This is a genomic window from Micromonospora sp. WMMA1923 (assembly GCF_049179195.1).
Taxonomy (GTDB): Bacteria; Actinomycetota; Actinomycetes; order Mycobacteriales; family Micromonosporaceae; genus Micromonospora; species Micromonospora yangpuensis.
Genome location: NZ_JBMHLZ010000001.1, coordinates 5889420 through 5905208 on the forward strand (window position 1 = coordinate 5889420; position 15789 = coordinate 5905208).

Here is a 15789-nt window from a genome sequence, read left to right on the forward strand (position 1 = left end):
CGTCGCCAGCGGTCCCGGCCGCCCGGACTTCTCGCACCCTAGCCGGTGTCCGCCCGGGGCGACCGGCGAGCATCTAGCCGTCACTCCGCGTCGCCGGACCGTTTCGAGGAGCTTCTATCGGCTCGATCCGGGTCACCGGCCGCGGTGACGGCCGGGTCCCACCGTACCGGGCGCGCGCACCGAGGTGGAATCCCGGTGTCGACCGGAACGGATGGCGAAGACCCGCCCGGGAGGTCGGGCGGGTCCGTGGGTTGCGCGGCGCTGGAGTGAGGGGTCGGGGGCTCAGCTCACGTGACGCTGAGCGATGGCGATGATCTCGTTGCGGACCGAGGGCGAGTTCGCGGAGCGCAGCGCGTGCTCGATGGCACGGGCGCGTCGGGTGGCGTCGCGGCGGTCGCGGATTCGCTTGATCATGCTCATGGTTCTCTCCTCCTGGCTTATTCGGTTGTCAGCCTGTCGTTGCCTCTAATTCAAGCGCAGAACGCGGCGGGTTGCCATCGATTATTAGGTGAGCTGCAACACCAGCCGAACGATCGAAGGTTCATCCCGTCTTTCGCCGACGTAACCGACTGCCAACGGCGACGGCCGGTGTGCCGGGGAGATCCCCGGGCACACCGGCCGTGGCGGGTGGTGCCGTGCTCAGGTCCAGGCGAGCAGGGCCGCCTCCGGGTCGCTGAGGAATTCACCGATGTCCCGCAGGAACTTCGACCCCAGTTCACCGTCGACGATCCGGTGGTCGAAGGAGAGCCCGAGGGTGGTCACCTGGCGGGGACGCACCTTGCCCTTGTGGACCCAGGGCATCTCCCGTACCGCGCCGAAGGCCAGGATGGCCGACTCGCCGGGCGGCAGGATCGGGGTACCGGTGTCCACCCCGAACACGCCGACGTTGGTGATGGTCAGCGTGCCGCCGGACATGTCCGCAGGTGAGGTACGGCCGGCCTTCGCCGTCTGCACCAGGTCGGTCAACGCGTCGGCCAGTTCGCGCAGCGAGAGCCGGCCGGCGTCCTTGACGTTCGGCACGATCAGGCCGCGCTCGGTGGCCGCCGCGATGCCCAGGTTGACGTAGTCCTTGACCACGATCTCGTCACCGGCCCAGGTGGAGTTGACCATCGGGTGGCGCTTGACCGCCAGCAGCACCGCCTTCGCCACCAGCAGCAACGGCGATACCCGGACGTCCCGCCACTCCCGGCGGGTCCGGAGCCGGTCCAGGGCCTTCATCGCCCGGGTCACGTCGACGGTCAGGAACTCCGTCACGTGCGGCGCGGTGAACGCCGAACGGGACATGTTCTCCGCGGTGAGCTTGCGTACCCCCTTGACCGGGATGCGCCGCTCCCGCTCCGCGCCGACGGCCGCGACCGCACCGGTGCCGGTCACCGTACCGGCGTCGGCCACCACGGCGGACGCCGTCGACCCGGCAACCGCGGCGGACGCCGTCGACCCGGCAACCGCGCGCTGGACGTCCTCGCGCGTGATCGAACCCGCCGGGCCCGAACCGGTCAGGGTGGCCAGGTCGACCCCGAGATCCCGGGCCAGCTTGCGTACCGGCGGCTTGGCCAGGACCGACGCCCGACCGTGACCGTTCGTCGACGCCGGGACCGTCGCGGCCGTGGTCGTCGAGGCGTCGGCCGTCGGCGCGGTGGTGACCGGCGGCGGGGCCGTCGGCGTGGCGGTGACCGTCGGCGTGGCCGCCGGTCGGGGCACGTCGGTGGCCCGGGTCGGTGCGGCGGCGGAGTGGGGCGGGGCGGTGCCGCGCCGGGGGCGGCGCTTGGCCGCGGTGGTGCGCGGGCCGTAGCCGACCAGCACGGCGGTCCGGCCGCCCGGCGCGGGGCCGCCGATCAGACCCGGCTCGACCGGCTGGTCGGCCGGTGCCACCTCGACCGCGGCCAGCGAACCCGCCGACGGTGCCGGCAGGGCCGCGTCGGGCTGGCCGGTGGTCGACACCTCGGTCGGCTCCAGCGGCGGGGCGTCCGGGTCGGTGTCGATCGCGATGATCGGGCTGCCGACCTCGACCGTGGTCCCCTCGCCGTGGAAGATCGTCTGGACCCGGCCGGCCCACTTGGCCGGGATCTCCACGGCCGCCTTGGCCGTCTCCACCTCGACGATCGGCTGGTTCAGCTCGATGACGTCGCCCACCTTGACCAGCCAGGCGAGGATCTCGCCCTCGGTCAGGCCCTCGCCCAGGTCGGGCAGGTTGAACTCCTTGATCCGTGACATCCCGCTCACCAGCCGAAGGCGCGGTCGACGGCGTCGAGCACCCGGTCGAGGTCGGGAAGGTACTCCTCCTCCACCCGGGACGCCGGGTAGGGGGTGTCGAAACCGGTCACCCGCAGCACCGGGGCCTCCAGGGAGTAGAAGCACTCCTCGGTGATCCGGGCCGCGATCTCCGAACCCAGGCCCAGGTTGCCCGGGGCCTCGTGCACGACCACCGCCCGGCCGGTGCGGCGCACCGACTCGTGGACCGCGGTCAGGTCCAGCGGGGAGAGGGTGCGCAGGTCGATGACCTCCAGCTCGCGACCGTCCTCGGCGGCGGCGGTCGCCGCGTCCAGGCAGGTGCGGACCATCGGCCCGTAGGCGAGCACTGTCGCGTCGGTGCCGGGCCGCGCCACCCGGGCCGAGTGCAGCGGGTACGCCTGCGACAGCGGGACGTCCGACTCGACCGGACCCTTCTCCCAGTAGCGCCGCTTCGGCTCGAAGAAGACGATCGGGTCGTCCGAGGCGACCGCCTGCTGGATCATCACGTACGCGTCCTGCGGGCTGGCGCAGGTCACCACCTTCAGGCCGGCGGTGTGCGCGAAGTACGCCTCCGGCGACTCCGAGTGGTGCTCCACCGCGCCGATGCCCCCGCCGTACGGGATCCGGATGACCATCGGGATGCGGACCTTGCCCTGCGAGCGGTAGTGCAGCTTGGCCACCTGGGTGACGATCTGGTCGTACGCGGGGAAGACGAAACCGTCGAACTGGATCTCGCAGATCGGGCGGAAGCCGCGGATGGCCAGGCCGACCGCGGTGCCGATGATGCCGGACTCGGCCAACGGGGTGTCGATCACCCGCTGGTCGCCGAAGTCCTTCTGGAGACCGTCGGTGATCCGGAAGACGCCGCCGAGCTTGCCGACGTCCTCGCCCATGATGACGACCTTCGGGTCGTTCTCCAGGGCTTTGCGCAGGCCGGCGTTGAGCGCCTTGCCGAGGGTGAGCGTCTGCGTGGCCATCAGTGGGCGCTCCCCTCGAACGACTCCAGGTACGTGCTGAACTGCGCCCGTTGCTGGTCCAACTCGGGCGAGCCGTGCGGGTAGACGTGGTCGAACATGGTCACCGGTGCCGGGTCGGGCATGGCGAGCACCCGCTCGCGCAGGTGCACCGACTCGGCGCGGGCCTGCTCGTCGACGGCGGCGAAGAAGTCCGCGTCGGCGATCTGCTGCCGCTGGAGGAACGCCTTCATCCGGGCGATCGGGTCCTTGGCCTGCCAGGCCTCGACCTCGCTGGCGATGCGGTACCGGGTCGGGTCGTCGGAGGTGGTGTGCGCCCCCATCCGGTAGGTGTACGCCTCGATCAGGCTGGGGCCCTGGCCGAGCCGGGCGTTGTCGAGCGCGTGCCGGGTCACCGCGTACGTCGCCAACACGTCGTTGCCGTCGACCCGGACCCCGGGGAAGCCGAAGCCGGCGGCCCGCCGGTACAGCGGCACCCGGGTCTGCCGCTCCAGCGGCTCGGAGATGGCGTACTGGTTGTTCTGGCAGAAGAAGACCAGCGGGGCGTTGAAGACGCTGGACCAGACGAAGGCCTCGTTGACGTCACCCTGGCTGGTGGCGCCGTCACCGAAGAAGGCGATCACCGCCTCGCCGTCCTCGGTCCCGGTCTTGCCGTCCATCGTGACGCCCATGGCGTAGCCGGTCGCGTGCAGGGTCTGCGCCCCGATCACGATCGTGTACATGTTGAACTTGAACTCGTTCGGGTCCCAGCCGCCCTGGTCGACGCCGCGGAACAGGCCGAGCGGCATGATGGGGTCGATCCCCCGGCAGTAGAGCACCCCGTGCTCCCGGTAGGTCGGGAAGGCCATGTCCTGGGTGCGCAGCGCCCGACCGGCACCGACCTGTGCCGCCTCCTGGCCCAGCAGGCTCGCCCACAGGCCCAGCTCGCCCTGGCGTTGCAGGGCCGTCGCCTCGGCGTCCAGCTTGCGTACCAGTACCAGGTCCCGGTAGAGGCCGCGGTACTCCTCGTCGGTGAAGTCGACGCGGTACTCGATGCCGTCGGAGCCGGTGACGGCCTCGACCCGTTCGCCTTCCGGAGTGAGCAGCTGCACCAGTTCCGGGTCGCCGGTGGCGCGCTTCCTGGACCGTGGCGCGGCTCGTCGGCCACGGGCGGTGGCCCCGGGGTCTCCCTTTGCCATGCGTCTCTCCCTGTCATGTCGGTGCTGGCGGCGGGGGTCACCCGGCCGCACGACTGGTGCGACGGCCCGGCTGGCGCCGGACCGTCCTGGTTGCCGCGCCTGGCCCGGGTGGGGCTGCCGCACGGCGTGAGCCAGGCCCGGTGTGGCCGAACCCGACTCGGGAGCGCCGGCACCAACCGCGCCTACCGCGAGGGTGCGCGGAGGGTGTGGCTGCGTTGCCGTCGTGCTCCATAGTCGCAGAGAGGTGAGCGGGCACACAGTACGGCCGGCCCTCGATCGGGTTTACGGACCAGTTCGTGACACCCGCCTGAGCTGGGCCTGACACGACGAATTCCGGGTGTCGACACGCTGTGCGGGATAGCCAACCGAGCGTCACTGGTGCACCCTGATTGATGCGAGATGACAGCGATTCGAGGGTTTTTCCTATTTGGTGGTTGTCCTCCGGTTCGCCGGAGAGCGGACGAGGAGGATGCGGTGTCCGAGCATGGAGCGGGTCCCGGGTCGCCGCTGCTCGGCCGACACCGCCCGGCCGGTTACCGACGGGTGGTCGGCGTGCACCGGGCCACCGGCACGACCGGTCCCAGCCGGGGTTACCTGCTCACCGTCGCACTGCTCGCCGGTACGGCGTCGATGCCGATTCTCGCCGCGATCAGCACCGGCTCGGCCACGATCGGCAGTACGGCCCCACCGGGCAGCGAAGCCCTGTTCATCCCGACGCCCTCGGCCGGGCCGGTGGTGATCCCCTGGCCGACGGCCAGTCAACCGGCGGTGACGCCGCCGCTGCCCGTCCCGGCAACGACCGCCACCGCCACGGCCGCCCCGGAGACTCCCGGGCCGCTCGTCCCGGTGGCCCCCGCGGCCCGTAGCGAGCCCGGCCGGCCGACGCCGCGCCCCTCGCCGCCGTCGAGCCCGGTCAGGCCGGCACCCGGACCGGATCCCTTCCCCGGCCACCCGTCGCCCGGCCCGACACCGCGTCCCTCACCGGCGCCGTCGCCCAGCCCCGCGCCGTCGCCCAGCCCGGCTCCCACCGCCACGTCGGGCCCACGGCCGGCACCGACCCCGTCCCGCCTGGTCGAGCCGACCGCCGCGCCGGGCGCGACCGCGCACCCCGATCCGGTGCCACCGGAGGAAGCGCCGGCCCCGGGTCCGGTGACCTCCGAGGCCCCTGCGGCCCCGGCCCCGTTGGCCTCCGAGGCACCCGCGGCCCCGGAGGCCTCCGGCCCGGTCCCGCCGACCCTGGCGGCACCAGTCCCGGCGGGGTCGGACGCGGAGGTGCACCCGGGCCGGGTCAGAAACCCTCGTCGGTGAGGCGTTGCCGGTTCGCCTCGATCCAGGCGTTCAGCGCGACCGGATCGTCCGGGTCGATGCCGTCGGCCATCAGCTGCGCCACCGCGGCGGTGGCCGGGCTGCGCCGCTCACCGGTGGAGTAGAGCCGGGCGAACTCCGGCACCATCTCCTCGATGGCCTCGTCGGTCTGCGTCGCCGCCCGCTCCGGCAGGGCGCGCTGGCGGGCCGCGTACCCGGCCCAGGCGCGCAGCACCCGGGGCAGCATGGCCGCGTCGTCCATGTCCAGCACCGCCCGCCGGTGCACCCAGTCGAGCAGGAACAACCCGGCGACCGCCGGGCTCCACCGCATCGGGTCGGCCTGCGGGAAGGTGGCCGCGTGGTCCAGCAGCAGGCTCAGGCAGAAGTGCAGCGAGGCCTGATCGGCGCCGTCGACAGCGTCCAGGCCGAACCGGGCGGCCTCCGGGCCGGCGAGGAACCGGCGTACCAGCTCGGTCCGCTCGGCCGCGGACAGCGGCTCCGCCGCGCCGGCGTCGACGGTGGTGTCGGTGTCGGGCAACAGGGCCAACCGGGCGCCGAACAACGCCCGGTCGGTGGCGAGGGAGCCCTCCCCGGGCAGCTCGGTCAGCTCGTCGGTGATCGCCAGGTGGCGCCCCACCTCGGCACGCATCCGGGCCGGATCCTCCTGCCGGAACCAGGTCAGCTCGTCACCGGCACACATCTGCCGGACCTGTTCCAGGATCGGCGCGGCGGGGCTGCCGACGAAGACGTCCTTGGTGATTCCGATGTTGTGGTCGACCAGGGCGACCAGGGCGTGTTCCGGTCCGCCGGCGTCGTCGTCGTAGGCGAAGGTGGCCAGGTAGGAGGTCTGGTCGCCGTACACGTCGCCGTAGGCCCAGGTGCCGGTGAGATGCACCCGGCCGAGCTGGCCGGACCAGGTAGGCGCCTGGGCGCCGGGGCGGACCTTGGCGGTCCCCTCGGCGTCGGGAACCAGGGCGGCGAAGACCGCCCGGATGGTGGTCGCCGCCGCCGTGCGGCGACGGGAGGTGACGGTCAGGAAGCCGCCGACGAACTCCCGCACGGCGGTGTTCCGGTCGGTCTCGGCGATGGCGTAGACGCTGCCGAGCAGGGCGGTGCCGAGCATCTCGGCGTCGAGGGCACAGTCCAGCCTGGTCACGTCGCGGGCGGCGTGCAGTACCGCGTCGTAAGGGGTCTTTGGCGTGGCCATGCACCGAACCCTACGCCGCCGACGCGCCCGTGACACCGGTTGCCGACCCGCCCACCCGTCGACGGGGAGGGGTCAGCGACGGGTGGCGGCCCGCAACGCCGCGCCCGCCTCGGCGTACGACGCGAGCACGGTACGCACCGGCGAGACGACGTACTCCTCGCCGACCTCGGCGACCGCGGCGGTCAGCCGCTGCTCGGCGCGGTGCCGGGCCCGACCGGCGGCCCACCGGACGACCGGACGGGTCACCACCGCCACCAGCAGGCCGGCGAGCAACCCGCCCAGCAGCAACAGGGTCGGCAGTGGAACCGCACCCACCTGTGGATTGTCCAGCGGCGGCAGCCCGATCGCCCGCAGCCCGTAGCCGAGCACGAGCCAGCCCAGCCCGGCCACCGCGGCGAGGGTCACCAACCACTGCAGCCCGCCGACGACGCGCCACCAGAGCGGACGGGAGTCCATGCCCAGGTCGGTGCCGGCGACCGCGCGGTCCAGCGCGTCCGGCAGGTCCGCCAGCCGGGACCGGGCGGCGCCGGTGACCGCGGCCGGCCAGGTGCCCGGCAGCCCCTCGCCGGCCTGGTCTGCGACGGTCCGCACGGCCAGCCCCAGCGCGGACCGCTGGGCGGCGGTGGGGTCCGGCACCGAGGTGGCGGCCAGCGGCTTCTCCGCCGGTGCGTCGGTGTCCGTGCCGGCCGGGCCGGGCAGGTGCAGCCGGCGCAGCGGATCGGGGCGCAACCGGCGCCAGCCGCGGACCAGTGGCCAGTCCGTCGCCCCGCCGGCCCGATGCCGGTACGCCTGCCCGACCGCCTCGGCCACCACCGGCACCCCGGCCGTACCCGCCAACGCCCGGTGCAACGCCCGGACCGCCGTCTCGTCGGGCCCGGCGGCCGACCTGTCCGGACCGACCAGCTCGTCCAGCCCGGCCACCACCACGTCCACGTCCCCGGCGAGCCGGCGCAACACCGCCTGGCGCTCGGCCACGGTGCGTTCCAGGGCGGCCCGCAGGTCGTCCAGGCCGCCCGGATCGACAGCCGCGGTGGCCAGCAGCGGTACGCCGTCCAGCCGGTCGGTGTCGAGCAGCCGGCGCAGGTCGGCCATGACCCGGGGCAGTTCGGTCGGGGGCAGCCGGTCGGCCTGGTTGAGCACGACCACCGTGACGTCCTTGTGCCGGTGGAACTCGCGCAGGTAGCTGGTGTGGATCACCCGGTCGGCGTACTTCTGCGGGTCGACCACCCAGACCACGAGGTCGACCAGGCCGAGCAGCCGGTCCACCTCCAACTGGTGCGAGCGCTGCACCGAGTCGAAGTCCGGCAGGTCGAGCAGGACCAGTCCGTGCAGATCGGACTCGTCGTCACCGTCCAGCACGCTCTCCCGGACGAACCGGTGCCGGGGCAACACCCCCACCCAGTCGAGCAACCGGTTCGCGCCGTCCAGCGGCCCCCAGACACAGGCGTGTGCCACACCGGTGGTGGGACGCCGCACCCCGACCGGGGAGAGACTCATCCGGGCGAGCGCGTTGAACAGGCTCGACTTGCCACTTCCGGTGGACCCGGCAAGCGCGACCACGGTGTGGTCCCGGGACAGCGCGAGCCGGGTGCCGGCCCGCTCGACGAGGGTGTGCGCGGGCACGAGCTGGCTGTCCGGCAGGTGACCGTCGACCGCCGTCAGGAACCGGCGGACCGCGTCGAGTCGCGTGAGCAGCTCGTCGGCGTCGACCCGCTGGTCACCGCGGAACGCCTGCCGCATCCGACCCACGATGTCGGTCACGGACCGAACCTCCTCGCGCTCACGGGTTGAGCCTTTCGTTCGCGACTGCGGGGCTCGCAAGCTCACTCCTCGCGCTCACGGGGTTGGCTTTTCGTTCGCGACTGCGGGGCTCGCAAGCTCACTCCTCGCGCTCACGGATTGAGCCTTTCGTCGGCCAGCCCGCTGTGCTGGCGGTTGATCTCGACCCAGGCGGCCGCGCCGCGTAGCTCCGCGGCGGTCGCCGGGTCGGGCCGGGCCTCGGCGGTCCGCGCGAGGTAGCGGGCCGCCTCCTCGTCCAGCAGCGTGCGGACCCGCTCCAGCAGGTCGGCCCGTGCCTTGGCGGCCAGCGTACGCACCGCCTGGTCACCGAAGATCGCCTGGAGCACGGTCTGCGCGGCGACGGTGGTGCCGGCTCCGGCGGCCACCTCGGCGCCGGTCGGGATGAAGGCCGTCGAGGCGAAGACCGCGATCATCACCGCCAACCCGGTCGCGTTCACCGCGTACGCGGCCGTACGGGCCACGAAGCGCCGGTCACCGCCCTCCTCGCGGACCAGCTCCAGCACCCCCCGCTGCCAGTCCCGGACCAGCCGTTCGGCACGCTCGGAGAGGTCGTCGGCGGGGTGGGCGAGCCCGGGTTCGAGCAGTGCCGCCCCGGCCGGATGGGCCCGCCACGCGGTGTGGGTGTGCTCGGCGGCCTCGGCGGCCACCCCGCGGAGCAGCGTGACCAGCTGCGACTCGATCGCGGTACGCAGCTCGGCGGCGGGTGCGGGTCGGCCGGTGACCGCCGCCACCACCCGGTCGCGCAACCGCCCGATCCGGGCCTCCAGGGTGCGGAAGAACTCGCCGGTGCCGACGAACTCCTGCCACCGGGCGAGCACCTCACCCCGGAGCAGCCGGCCGTCCCGCAGCCCCTGCTCGACGGTGCGGTGCGCCCCCCGGTACGCGGCGTCGACCCGGTCGTCCAACGCGTCGGCGGCGGCGGTCTGCTCGTCGGCGGCGGCGGCGAGGCCCTCGACGGTCGGCAGCAGGGCGGCCAGCGCGCCGTCCAGTGTCTGCCGGACCACTGCGGCGCGGGCCTCGGCGTCGGCGGCGAGTCGGGCGAACCAGGTCGACAGCGGGGCGGTGGCCCAGTCGGGCAGCAACCCCTGCCCGTCGACCTGGGTCTCCGGCAGGACGAACAGGGGCGCGGCGGCCAGGTCCTGCTCGGCGAGCATCTCGGCCAGGTGGGCGCCGACCTCGTCGGTCGCCTCCGGCGGCACCCGGTCGAGCACCATGGCGATGGCCGCTCCCCGGCCGCGGGCGCTGCGCAGCAGCTCCCAGGGGACCGCGTCGGCGTACCGGGCGGCGGTGGTGACGAAGAGCCAGAGGTCGGCAGCGGCGAGCAGCTGGCCGGCCAGGGCCCGGTTGGCGTCGACCACCGAGTCGATGTCGGGGGCGTCAAGAAAGGCCAGGCCCGGCGGGAGCGCGGGCGCGGCGACGATCTGCAGGGTGCCCGGGTCCTCGCTGGGCTCGTTGGTCCGGGTCAAACCGGGCAGCAGCTCACCCCGGCGGAACCAGCCGGAGTCGGCCGGGTTGCAGACCAGCACCGGGGACCGGGTGGTCGGGCGGAGCACCCCGGCGGTGCTCACCCGGGCCTGCACCAGGCTGTTGACCAGGGTCGACTTGCCGGCGCCGGTGGAGCCCCCGACGACCACGAGCAGAGGTGCGTCGAGCCGGCTCAACCGGGGCAGCAGGTAGTCGTCGAGCTGGTCGGTCAGCGCGGTGGTGGTGCGTCGGGCCGGCTCCGCCGAGGGCAGCTCCAGCGGGAAGCGGGCGGTGCTGATCGCCAGCCGCAGATTGCCGAGCGCGGCGGGCAGGCTGCCGTCCGCGCCGAGGTCAGGAGGGATCTGCACGGCATCCGGTTGCCCGGGGCGGGCCACGGTGGTGGGCGCGCCGGACTCTGTGGCGGGATCGCCGTGCGGAATCACCGCTAAAGCGTGCCCGACCGATGCAACAGAAGACAACCGGTGGGTAGCCGAACGTCGGGTTGCGTCGGGTCGGCTCAACCCGGATTTGACGAATGGCGTGAGCGTGGCACTATTGAGTCACGTTCACTCAACTTGACGCGGGTGCACTCCCGTCACCTGCTCCAACGGTATGAAGCGAGGAAGCGAACATGGCACGTGCGGTCGGTATCGACCTCGGCACGACGAACTCCTGCGTCAGCGTTCTTGAGGGCGGTGAGCCCACCGTCATCGCCAACGCTGAGGGCTCGCGGACGACCCCGTCGATCGTCGCGTTCGCCCGCAACGGTGAGGTGCTCGTCGGTGAGGTCGCCAAGCGCCAGGCGGTGACCAACCCGGACCGGACCATCCGGTCGGTCAAGCGGGAGATCGGCACCAACTGGTCCGTCGACATCGACGACAAGAAGTACACCCCGCAGGAGATCTCGGCGCGCACGCTGATGAAGCTCAAGCGGGACGCCGAGGCGTACCTGGGCGAGCAGATCGCCGACGCGGTGATCACCGTCCCGGCCTACTTCAACGACGGCCAGCGGCAGGCCACCAAGGAGGCCGGTGAGATCGCCGGCTTCAACGTGCTGCGGATCGTCAACGAGCCGACCGCGGCCGCCCTGGCGTACGGGCTGGACAAGGGCTCCAAGGAGCAGACCGTCCTGGTCTTCGACCTCGGTGGGGGCACCTTCGACGTCTCCCTGCTGGAGCTGGCCGAGGGGGTCATCGAGGTCAAGTCCACCAGCGGTGACAACAACCTCGGTGGTGACGACTGGGACCAGCGGATCATCGACCACCTGGTGAAGACCTTCCGGGGCGAGCACGGCATCGACCTCGGCCAGGACAAGATGGCGCTGCAGCGGCTCCGGGAGGCCGCCGAGAAGGCCAAGATCGAGCTGTCGGCGGCCACCACCACCAACATCAACCTGCCGTACATCACGGCCGGCTCCGCCGGCCCGCTGCACCTGGACGTGACGCTCAGCCGCGCCGAGTTCCAGCGGATGACGCAGGACCTGCTGGATCGCTGCAAGGGCCCGTTCGAGCAGGCGATCAAGGACGCCGGCATCAAGCTGGCCAGCGTCGACCACGTCATCCTGGTCGGTGGATCGACCCGGATGCCCGCCGTGACCGACCTGGTCAAGCAGCTCACCGGCAAGGAGCCCAACAAGGGCGTCAACCCGGACGAGGTCGTCGCCGTCGGCGCCGCCCTGCAGGCCGGTGTGCTCAAGGGCGAGGTCAAGGACGTCCTGCTGCTCGACGTGACCCCGCTGAGCCTGGGCATCGAGACCAAGGGCGGCATCTTCACCAAGCTGATCGAGCGCAACACCACCATCCCGACCAAGCGCTCCGAGGTCTTCAGCACCGCCGACGACAACCAGCCGTCCGTGCTGATCCAGGTCTTCCAGGGTGAGCGGGACATCGCGGCCTACAACAAGAAGCTCGGCACCTTCGAGCTGACCGGCCTGCCGCCGGCGCCGCGGGGCGTGCCGCAGATCGAGGTCACCTTCGACATCGACGCCAACGGCATCGTCAACGTGCACGCCAAGGACCTGGGCACCGGCAAGGAACAGAAGATGACGATCACCGGCGGCTCGTCGCTGCCGAAGGACGACATCGAGCGGATGCGCCGGGACGCCGAGGAGCACGCCGACGAGGACAAGCGTCGCCGCGAGGAGGCCGAGGCCCGCAACGTGGCCGAGGCGCTGCAGTGGCAGACCGAGAAGTTCCTCGCCGAGAGCGGTGACAAGCTGCCCACGGAGAACCGCGACCAGATCAACGAGGCGCTCGGCGAGCTGCGTGGCGCCCTCGGCGGCACCGACATCGAGAAGGTCAAGTCGGCGCACGAGCGGCTGGCCAAGGTCTCCCAGGAGGCCGGCGCGCTGCTCTACGCCCAGCAGGCCGAGCAGGGCCAGCCGGGTGCCGAGGGCCCGGGTGGGCCGGGCGGACCGGGTGCCGGGCCGGCCGGCGGCGCGCAGGCCGGTGGCACCAACGCCGGGCCGGCCGGTGGCGCGGACGACGTGGTCGACGCGGAGATCGTGGACGAGGACAAGAAGTGACAGCCCGTCCCCGCCACGTACGCACCGCACAGGGATCGAGGTAGCCGCGATGACGGATAAGCCACGAGCCGCCGACCCGGAGACCACCGGGTCGGTGCCGGGTGGCTCCGCGCCCGGCCGGCACGCCGCCGCCGAGCCGCAGGTCGTCAGCCCGGACAGTCAGCAGAACGACGAGGTCGAGCAGGAGCCGGCGGCGACCGACGCGAGCGCCGACGTCCCGGCCGACGGCCTGGTCGAGGAGGCCGAGGTCGTCGTCGACGAGATCGAGGTCGAGGAGGCCCCGGCCGGGCCACCGGTGGTGGACGCCCCGGCCCAGCCGGCGGAGAGCACCAAGCCGGCGGAGAGCACCAAGCCGGCAGCGGAGAGCAAACCGGCGGCGGAGAGCAAGCCCAAGGACGCCGCGCCGGCCCTCGGCGCGGAGCTGGCGGCCCTCCGCTCCGACCTCGACGAGCGGACCCGGGACCTGCAGCGGGTGACGGCGGAGTACGCCAACTACCGCAAGCGGGTGGACCGGGACCGGGGCGTCGTCCAGGAGCAGGCCACCGGTTCGGTGCTGGCCGGGCTGCTGCCGATCCTGGACGACCTGGACCGGGCCCGCGAGCACGGTGACCTGGTGGGTCCGTTCGGCGCGGTGGCCGAGCAGCTCACCACCGTGGTCGGCAAGCTCGGGCTCACCCCGTTCGGCGAGCAGGGTGACCCGTTCGACCCGACCCGGCACGAGGCGGTGGCGCACCAGACCTCCGCCGACGTCACCGAGCCGACCTGCGTGCAGATCATGCGTCGGGGCTATCTGCTCGGCGAGCGGCTGCTGCGGCCAGCGCTGGTCGCGGTCGCCGACCCGGAATAGTGCGAATCCGTGGCCGGGTCGTCCCGTCCGTCGACGATCGGCGGGCGGGACGACCGGGCCACGCCTGGCAGGGGGTGGACCGGTGAGTTCCAAGGACTGGATCGAGAAGGACTTCTACGCCGTGCTGGGCGTGGACAAGTCCGCCTCCTCGGACGAGATCAAGAAGGCGTACCGGAAACTGGCGCGGGAGTCGCACCCGGACCACAACCCCGGTGACACCAGGGCCGAGGAGCGGTTCAAGGCCGCGTCCGAGGCGTACAACGTGCTCTCCGACGACAACCGCCGTCGGGAGTACGACGAGCTGCGTGCCCTCTTCGGCTCCGGCGCGTTCCGGCGTGGAGCCCGTACCGGTCAGCCCGGTGGCACCCCCTTCGACGTCTCCGACCTCTTCGGTGGCGGCGCGGGCGGGGGTGACCGGCGCTTCGGCGGGGCCGGCGGCGGTTTCTCCGACCTGTTCACGTCGATCTTCTCCGGTGGTGGGGCCGGCGGTGGGCCGGGTCGCCCCGCCGGGCCGGCCCGGGGCCGCAACGTCGAGGCCGAGGTCGCCCTGGACTTCACCGATGCGGTACGCGGGGTGACCATCCCGTTGACGTTGCGCTCACCGGGGGTCTGCGACACCTGCCACGGCAACGGCGCCAAGCCCGGCACCCAGCCACGGACCTGTCCGGTCTGCCACGGGGCCGGGACGACCACCCGCAACCAGGGTGCGTTCAGCTTCGCCGAGCCGTGCCGCAACTGTCAGGGCGTCGGCACCGTCGTCGAGGAGAAGTGCCCCGAGTGCCAGGGCACCGGCGGCGTGACGAAGACCCGTACGTTGAAGGTCCGGTTCCCCGCCGGGGTGGCCGACGGCCAGCGGATCCGGCTCAGTGGCCGGGGCGAGGCCGGTGAGCGTGGCGGCCCGGCCGGCGACCTCTTCGTACACGTGAAGGTCCGGCCGGACGAGTTGTTCGGGCGTACCGGGGACGACCTGACCCTGACCGTGCCGATCACGTACGCCGAGGCGGTCCTGGGCACGGACCTGCGGGTGCCGACCCTCGACGGGGTGGTGACGCTACGGGTGCCACCGGGTACGCCGAGCGGGCGGGTGCTGCGGGCCCGGGGCAAGGGAGTCAGCCGTCGCGAGGGCCAGGCCGGCGACCTGCTGGTCACGCTGGACGTGGTGGTACCGGCGAAGGTGTCCGACGAGGCGCAGGCCGCCCTGCGGGCGTTCGCCGAGCAGACGCCGCCGGCCGGGCGGGAACATCTCGACGCGCGGGTACGTCGCTTCGGGTAACCGTGGAGTGCATGCGGAGGTGAGCGGGATGTCGGACGAGTTCGCCGGTTCGGGCGACCCTGCCTACGAGGCCAAGGTCCTGATGATCTCGGTCGCGGCGCGGATGGCGGGGATGCACCCGCAGACGCTGCGCCAGTACGACCGGCTGGGGCTGGTGCAGGCCGGGCGGGCCGCCGGTGGCGGTCGGCGGTACAGCGTCCGGGACGTGGTACTGCTCCGTGAGGTGCAACGGCTCAGCCAGGACGACGGGGTCAATCTGGCCGGGATCAAGCGGATCATCGGCCTGGAACAGTTGCTGGAGCAGGCCCAGCAGCGGCTGGCCCGGATGGAGGCGGAGCTGGACGCCGCGTACCGGCGGGTGGCCGAGCTGGAGTCGCTGGCCCGCTTCCCCGGTCGTGACCTGGTCCAGACCACCCGGTCCTCGACGGCGCTGGTGGTCTGGCGGCCCCGCCGCAACCCGGACCGCTGAGCCGGCTGCGGTTCGGTCGGATCCCCGGCGCGGTCGGTCCACCCCGTCTAGCCTGTGACCAGGTGTTGTCCGCCCGATCTGGGCCCTTGGTGAGGGGGAGTAGTGACAGGAGCGGCCAAGAAGGTGGCGCAGGCGGCGGAGGACCAGCTCGACCGGGTCGCCGAGGGCGTCCGCGAGAAGTTCGACGAGATCACCGACGCCCGGCTCTCCGGTCGCACCGACCGGGCCGCCGGCCACCGACCGCAGTCGGGCCAGGACGCCGGCCAGCGGTCGCAGTCGGGCCCGGATGCCGGGCAGCGGTCGGACGCCGACCAGGGTGCCGAGCGGGCGAAGCCCCGACCGCCGGCTGGTGGCGGCGCGGATCGTCGTCCGCCGGCTGGTGGCGGCGCGGACCAGAACAGCGAGCGCGGCCGGCCGGAGCGCCGGACCGAACGGCACGGCCGGTCGATCGGCTGACCGCCGCACCAGGCCGGTCGCTCCGGCTCGGTCGCTCCGGCTCGGTCGCTCCGGCTCAGG

Annotated in this window: 13 protein-coding genes; 6 read left to right on the top strand and 7 right to left on the bottom strand. The window is 72.9% G+C overall.

Annotation, left to right across the window (positions count from 1 at the left end):
- Nucleotides 1-282: 282 nt before the first annotated feature.
- From ACN28G_RS26790 to pdhA, 4 genes are all read right to left on the bottom strand, one after another.
- The gene (locus ACN28G_RS26790) at nt 283-420 is read right to left on the bottom strand and encodes a hypothetical protein (protein ID WP_175440401.1); all 138 of its coding nucleotides are present in this window, start codon (nt 418-420) and stop codon (nt 283-285) included.
- A 219-nt stretch (nt 421-639) separates the two neighbouring features.
- Nucleotides 640-2214, bottom strand: a complete 1575-nt coding sequence (locus tag ACN28G_RS26795) for a dihydrolipoamide acetyltransferase family protein (protein ID WP_421480607.1) — start codon at nt 2212-2214, stop codon at nt 640-642.
- Nucleotides 2215-2219: 5 nt separating this feature from the next.
- Nucleotides 2220-3209, bottom strand: coding sequence for an alpha-ketoacid dehydrogenase subunit beta (locus tag ACN28G_RS26800; protein ID WP_421480608.1), 990 nt, complete (start codon nt 3207-3209; stop codon nt 2220-2222).
- Nucleotides 3209-4384, bottom strand: coding sequence for a pyruvate dehydrogenase (acetyl-transferring) E1 component subunit alpha (gene pdhA, locus ACN28G_RS26805; protein ID WP_091432834.1), 1176 nt, complete (start codon nt 4382-4384; stop codon nt 3209-3211). Before pdhA ends, ACN28G_RS26800 begins: the two co-directional genes overlap by 1 nt.
- A gap of 474 nt (nt 4385-4858) precedes the next feature.
- On the opposite strand from pdhA, the gene ACN28G_RS26810 reads away from it, so the two are divergent.
- Nucleotides 4859-5692 (top strand): hypothetical protein, encoded by an 834-nt coding sequence (locus ACN28G_RS26810; protein WP_421480609.1) that lies wholly within the window; start codon nt 4859-4861, stop codon nt 5690-5692.
- Here the strand turns inward: ACN28G_RS26810 and ACN28G_RS26815 are convergent.
- The 3 genes from ACN28G_RS26815 to ACN28G_RS26825 form a co-directional block, all read right to left on the bottom strand.
- On the bottom strand, nt 5673-6896 hold the full coding sequence (locus ACN28G_RS26815; protein WP_421480610.1) for a hypothetical protein: 1224 nt from the start codon (nt 6894-6896) through the stop codon (nt 5673-5675). The genes ACN28G_RS26810 and ACN28G_RS26815 overlap by 20 nt on opposite strands.
- Before the next feature lie 72 nt (nt 6897-6968).
- Nucleotides 6969-8636: a GTPase gene (locus ACN28G_RS26820; protein ID WP_421480983.1), complete on the bottom strand. Its 1668-nt coding sequence runs from the start codon at nt 8634-8636 to the stop codon at nt 6969-6971.
- A 152-nt stretch (nt 8637-8788) separates the two neighbouring features.
- Entirely contained in the window at nt 8789-10603 is a 1815-nt protein-coding gene (locus ACN28G_RS26825; RefSeq protein WP_091432843.1) for a GTPase domain-containing protein, read from the bottom strand.
- A gap of 188 nt (nt 10604-10791) precedes the next feature.
- Here ACN28G_RS26825 and dnaK point away from each other — a divergent pair, with 188 nt between their 5' ends.
- The 5 genes from dnaK to ACN28G_RS26850 all read left to right on the top strand — a co-directional run bounded on the left by dnaK (nt 10792) and on the right by ACN28G_RS26850 (nt 15729).
- Nucleotides 10792-12684 carry a molecular chaperone DnaK gene (dnaK, locus tag ACN28G_RS26830; protein WP_091432846.1) on the top strand — a complete coding sequence of 631 codons (1893 nt, stop codon included), beginning with the start codon at nt 10792-10794 and terminating at the stop codon, nt 12682-12684.
- A 49-nt stretch (nt 12685-12733) separates the two neighbouring features.
- Nucleotides 12734-13531 carry a nucleotide exchange factor GrpE gene (gene grpE / locus ACN28G_RS26835; protein WP_421480611.1) on the top strand — a complete coding sequence of 266 codons (798 nt, stop codon included), beginning with the start codon at nt 12734-12736 and terminating at the stop codon, nt 13529-13531.
- An 82-nt stretch (nt 13532-13613) separates the two neighbouring features.
- Entirely contained in the window at nt 13614-14804 is a 1191-nt protein-coding gene (gene dnaJ, locus ACN28G_RS26840; RefSeq protein ID WP_091432852.1) for a molecular chaperone DnaJ, read from the top strand.
- 28 nt (nt 14805-14832) lie between these two features.
- Entirely contained in the window at nt 14833-15273 is a 441-nt protein-coding gene (locus tag ACN28G_RS26845; protein ID WP_091445714.1) for a heat shock protein transcriptional repressor HspR, read from the top strand.
- A gap of 102 nt (nt 15274-15375) precedes the next feature.
- Entirely contained in the window at nt 15376-15729 is a 354-nt protein-coding gene (locus ACN28G_RS26850; protein WP_421480612.1) for a hypothetical protein, read from the top strand.
- The last annotated feature ends 60 nt before the right edge of the window (nt 15730-15789 follow it).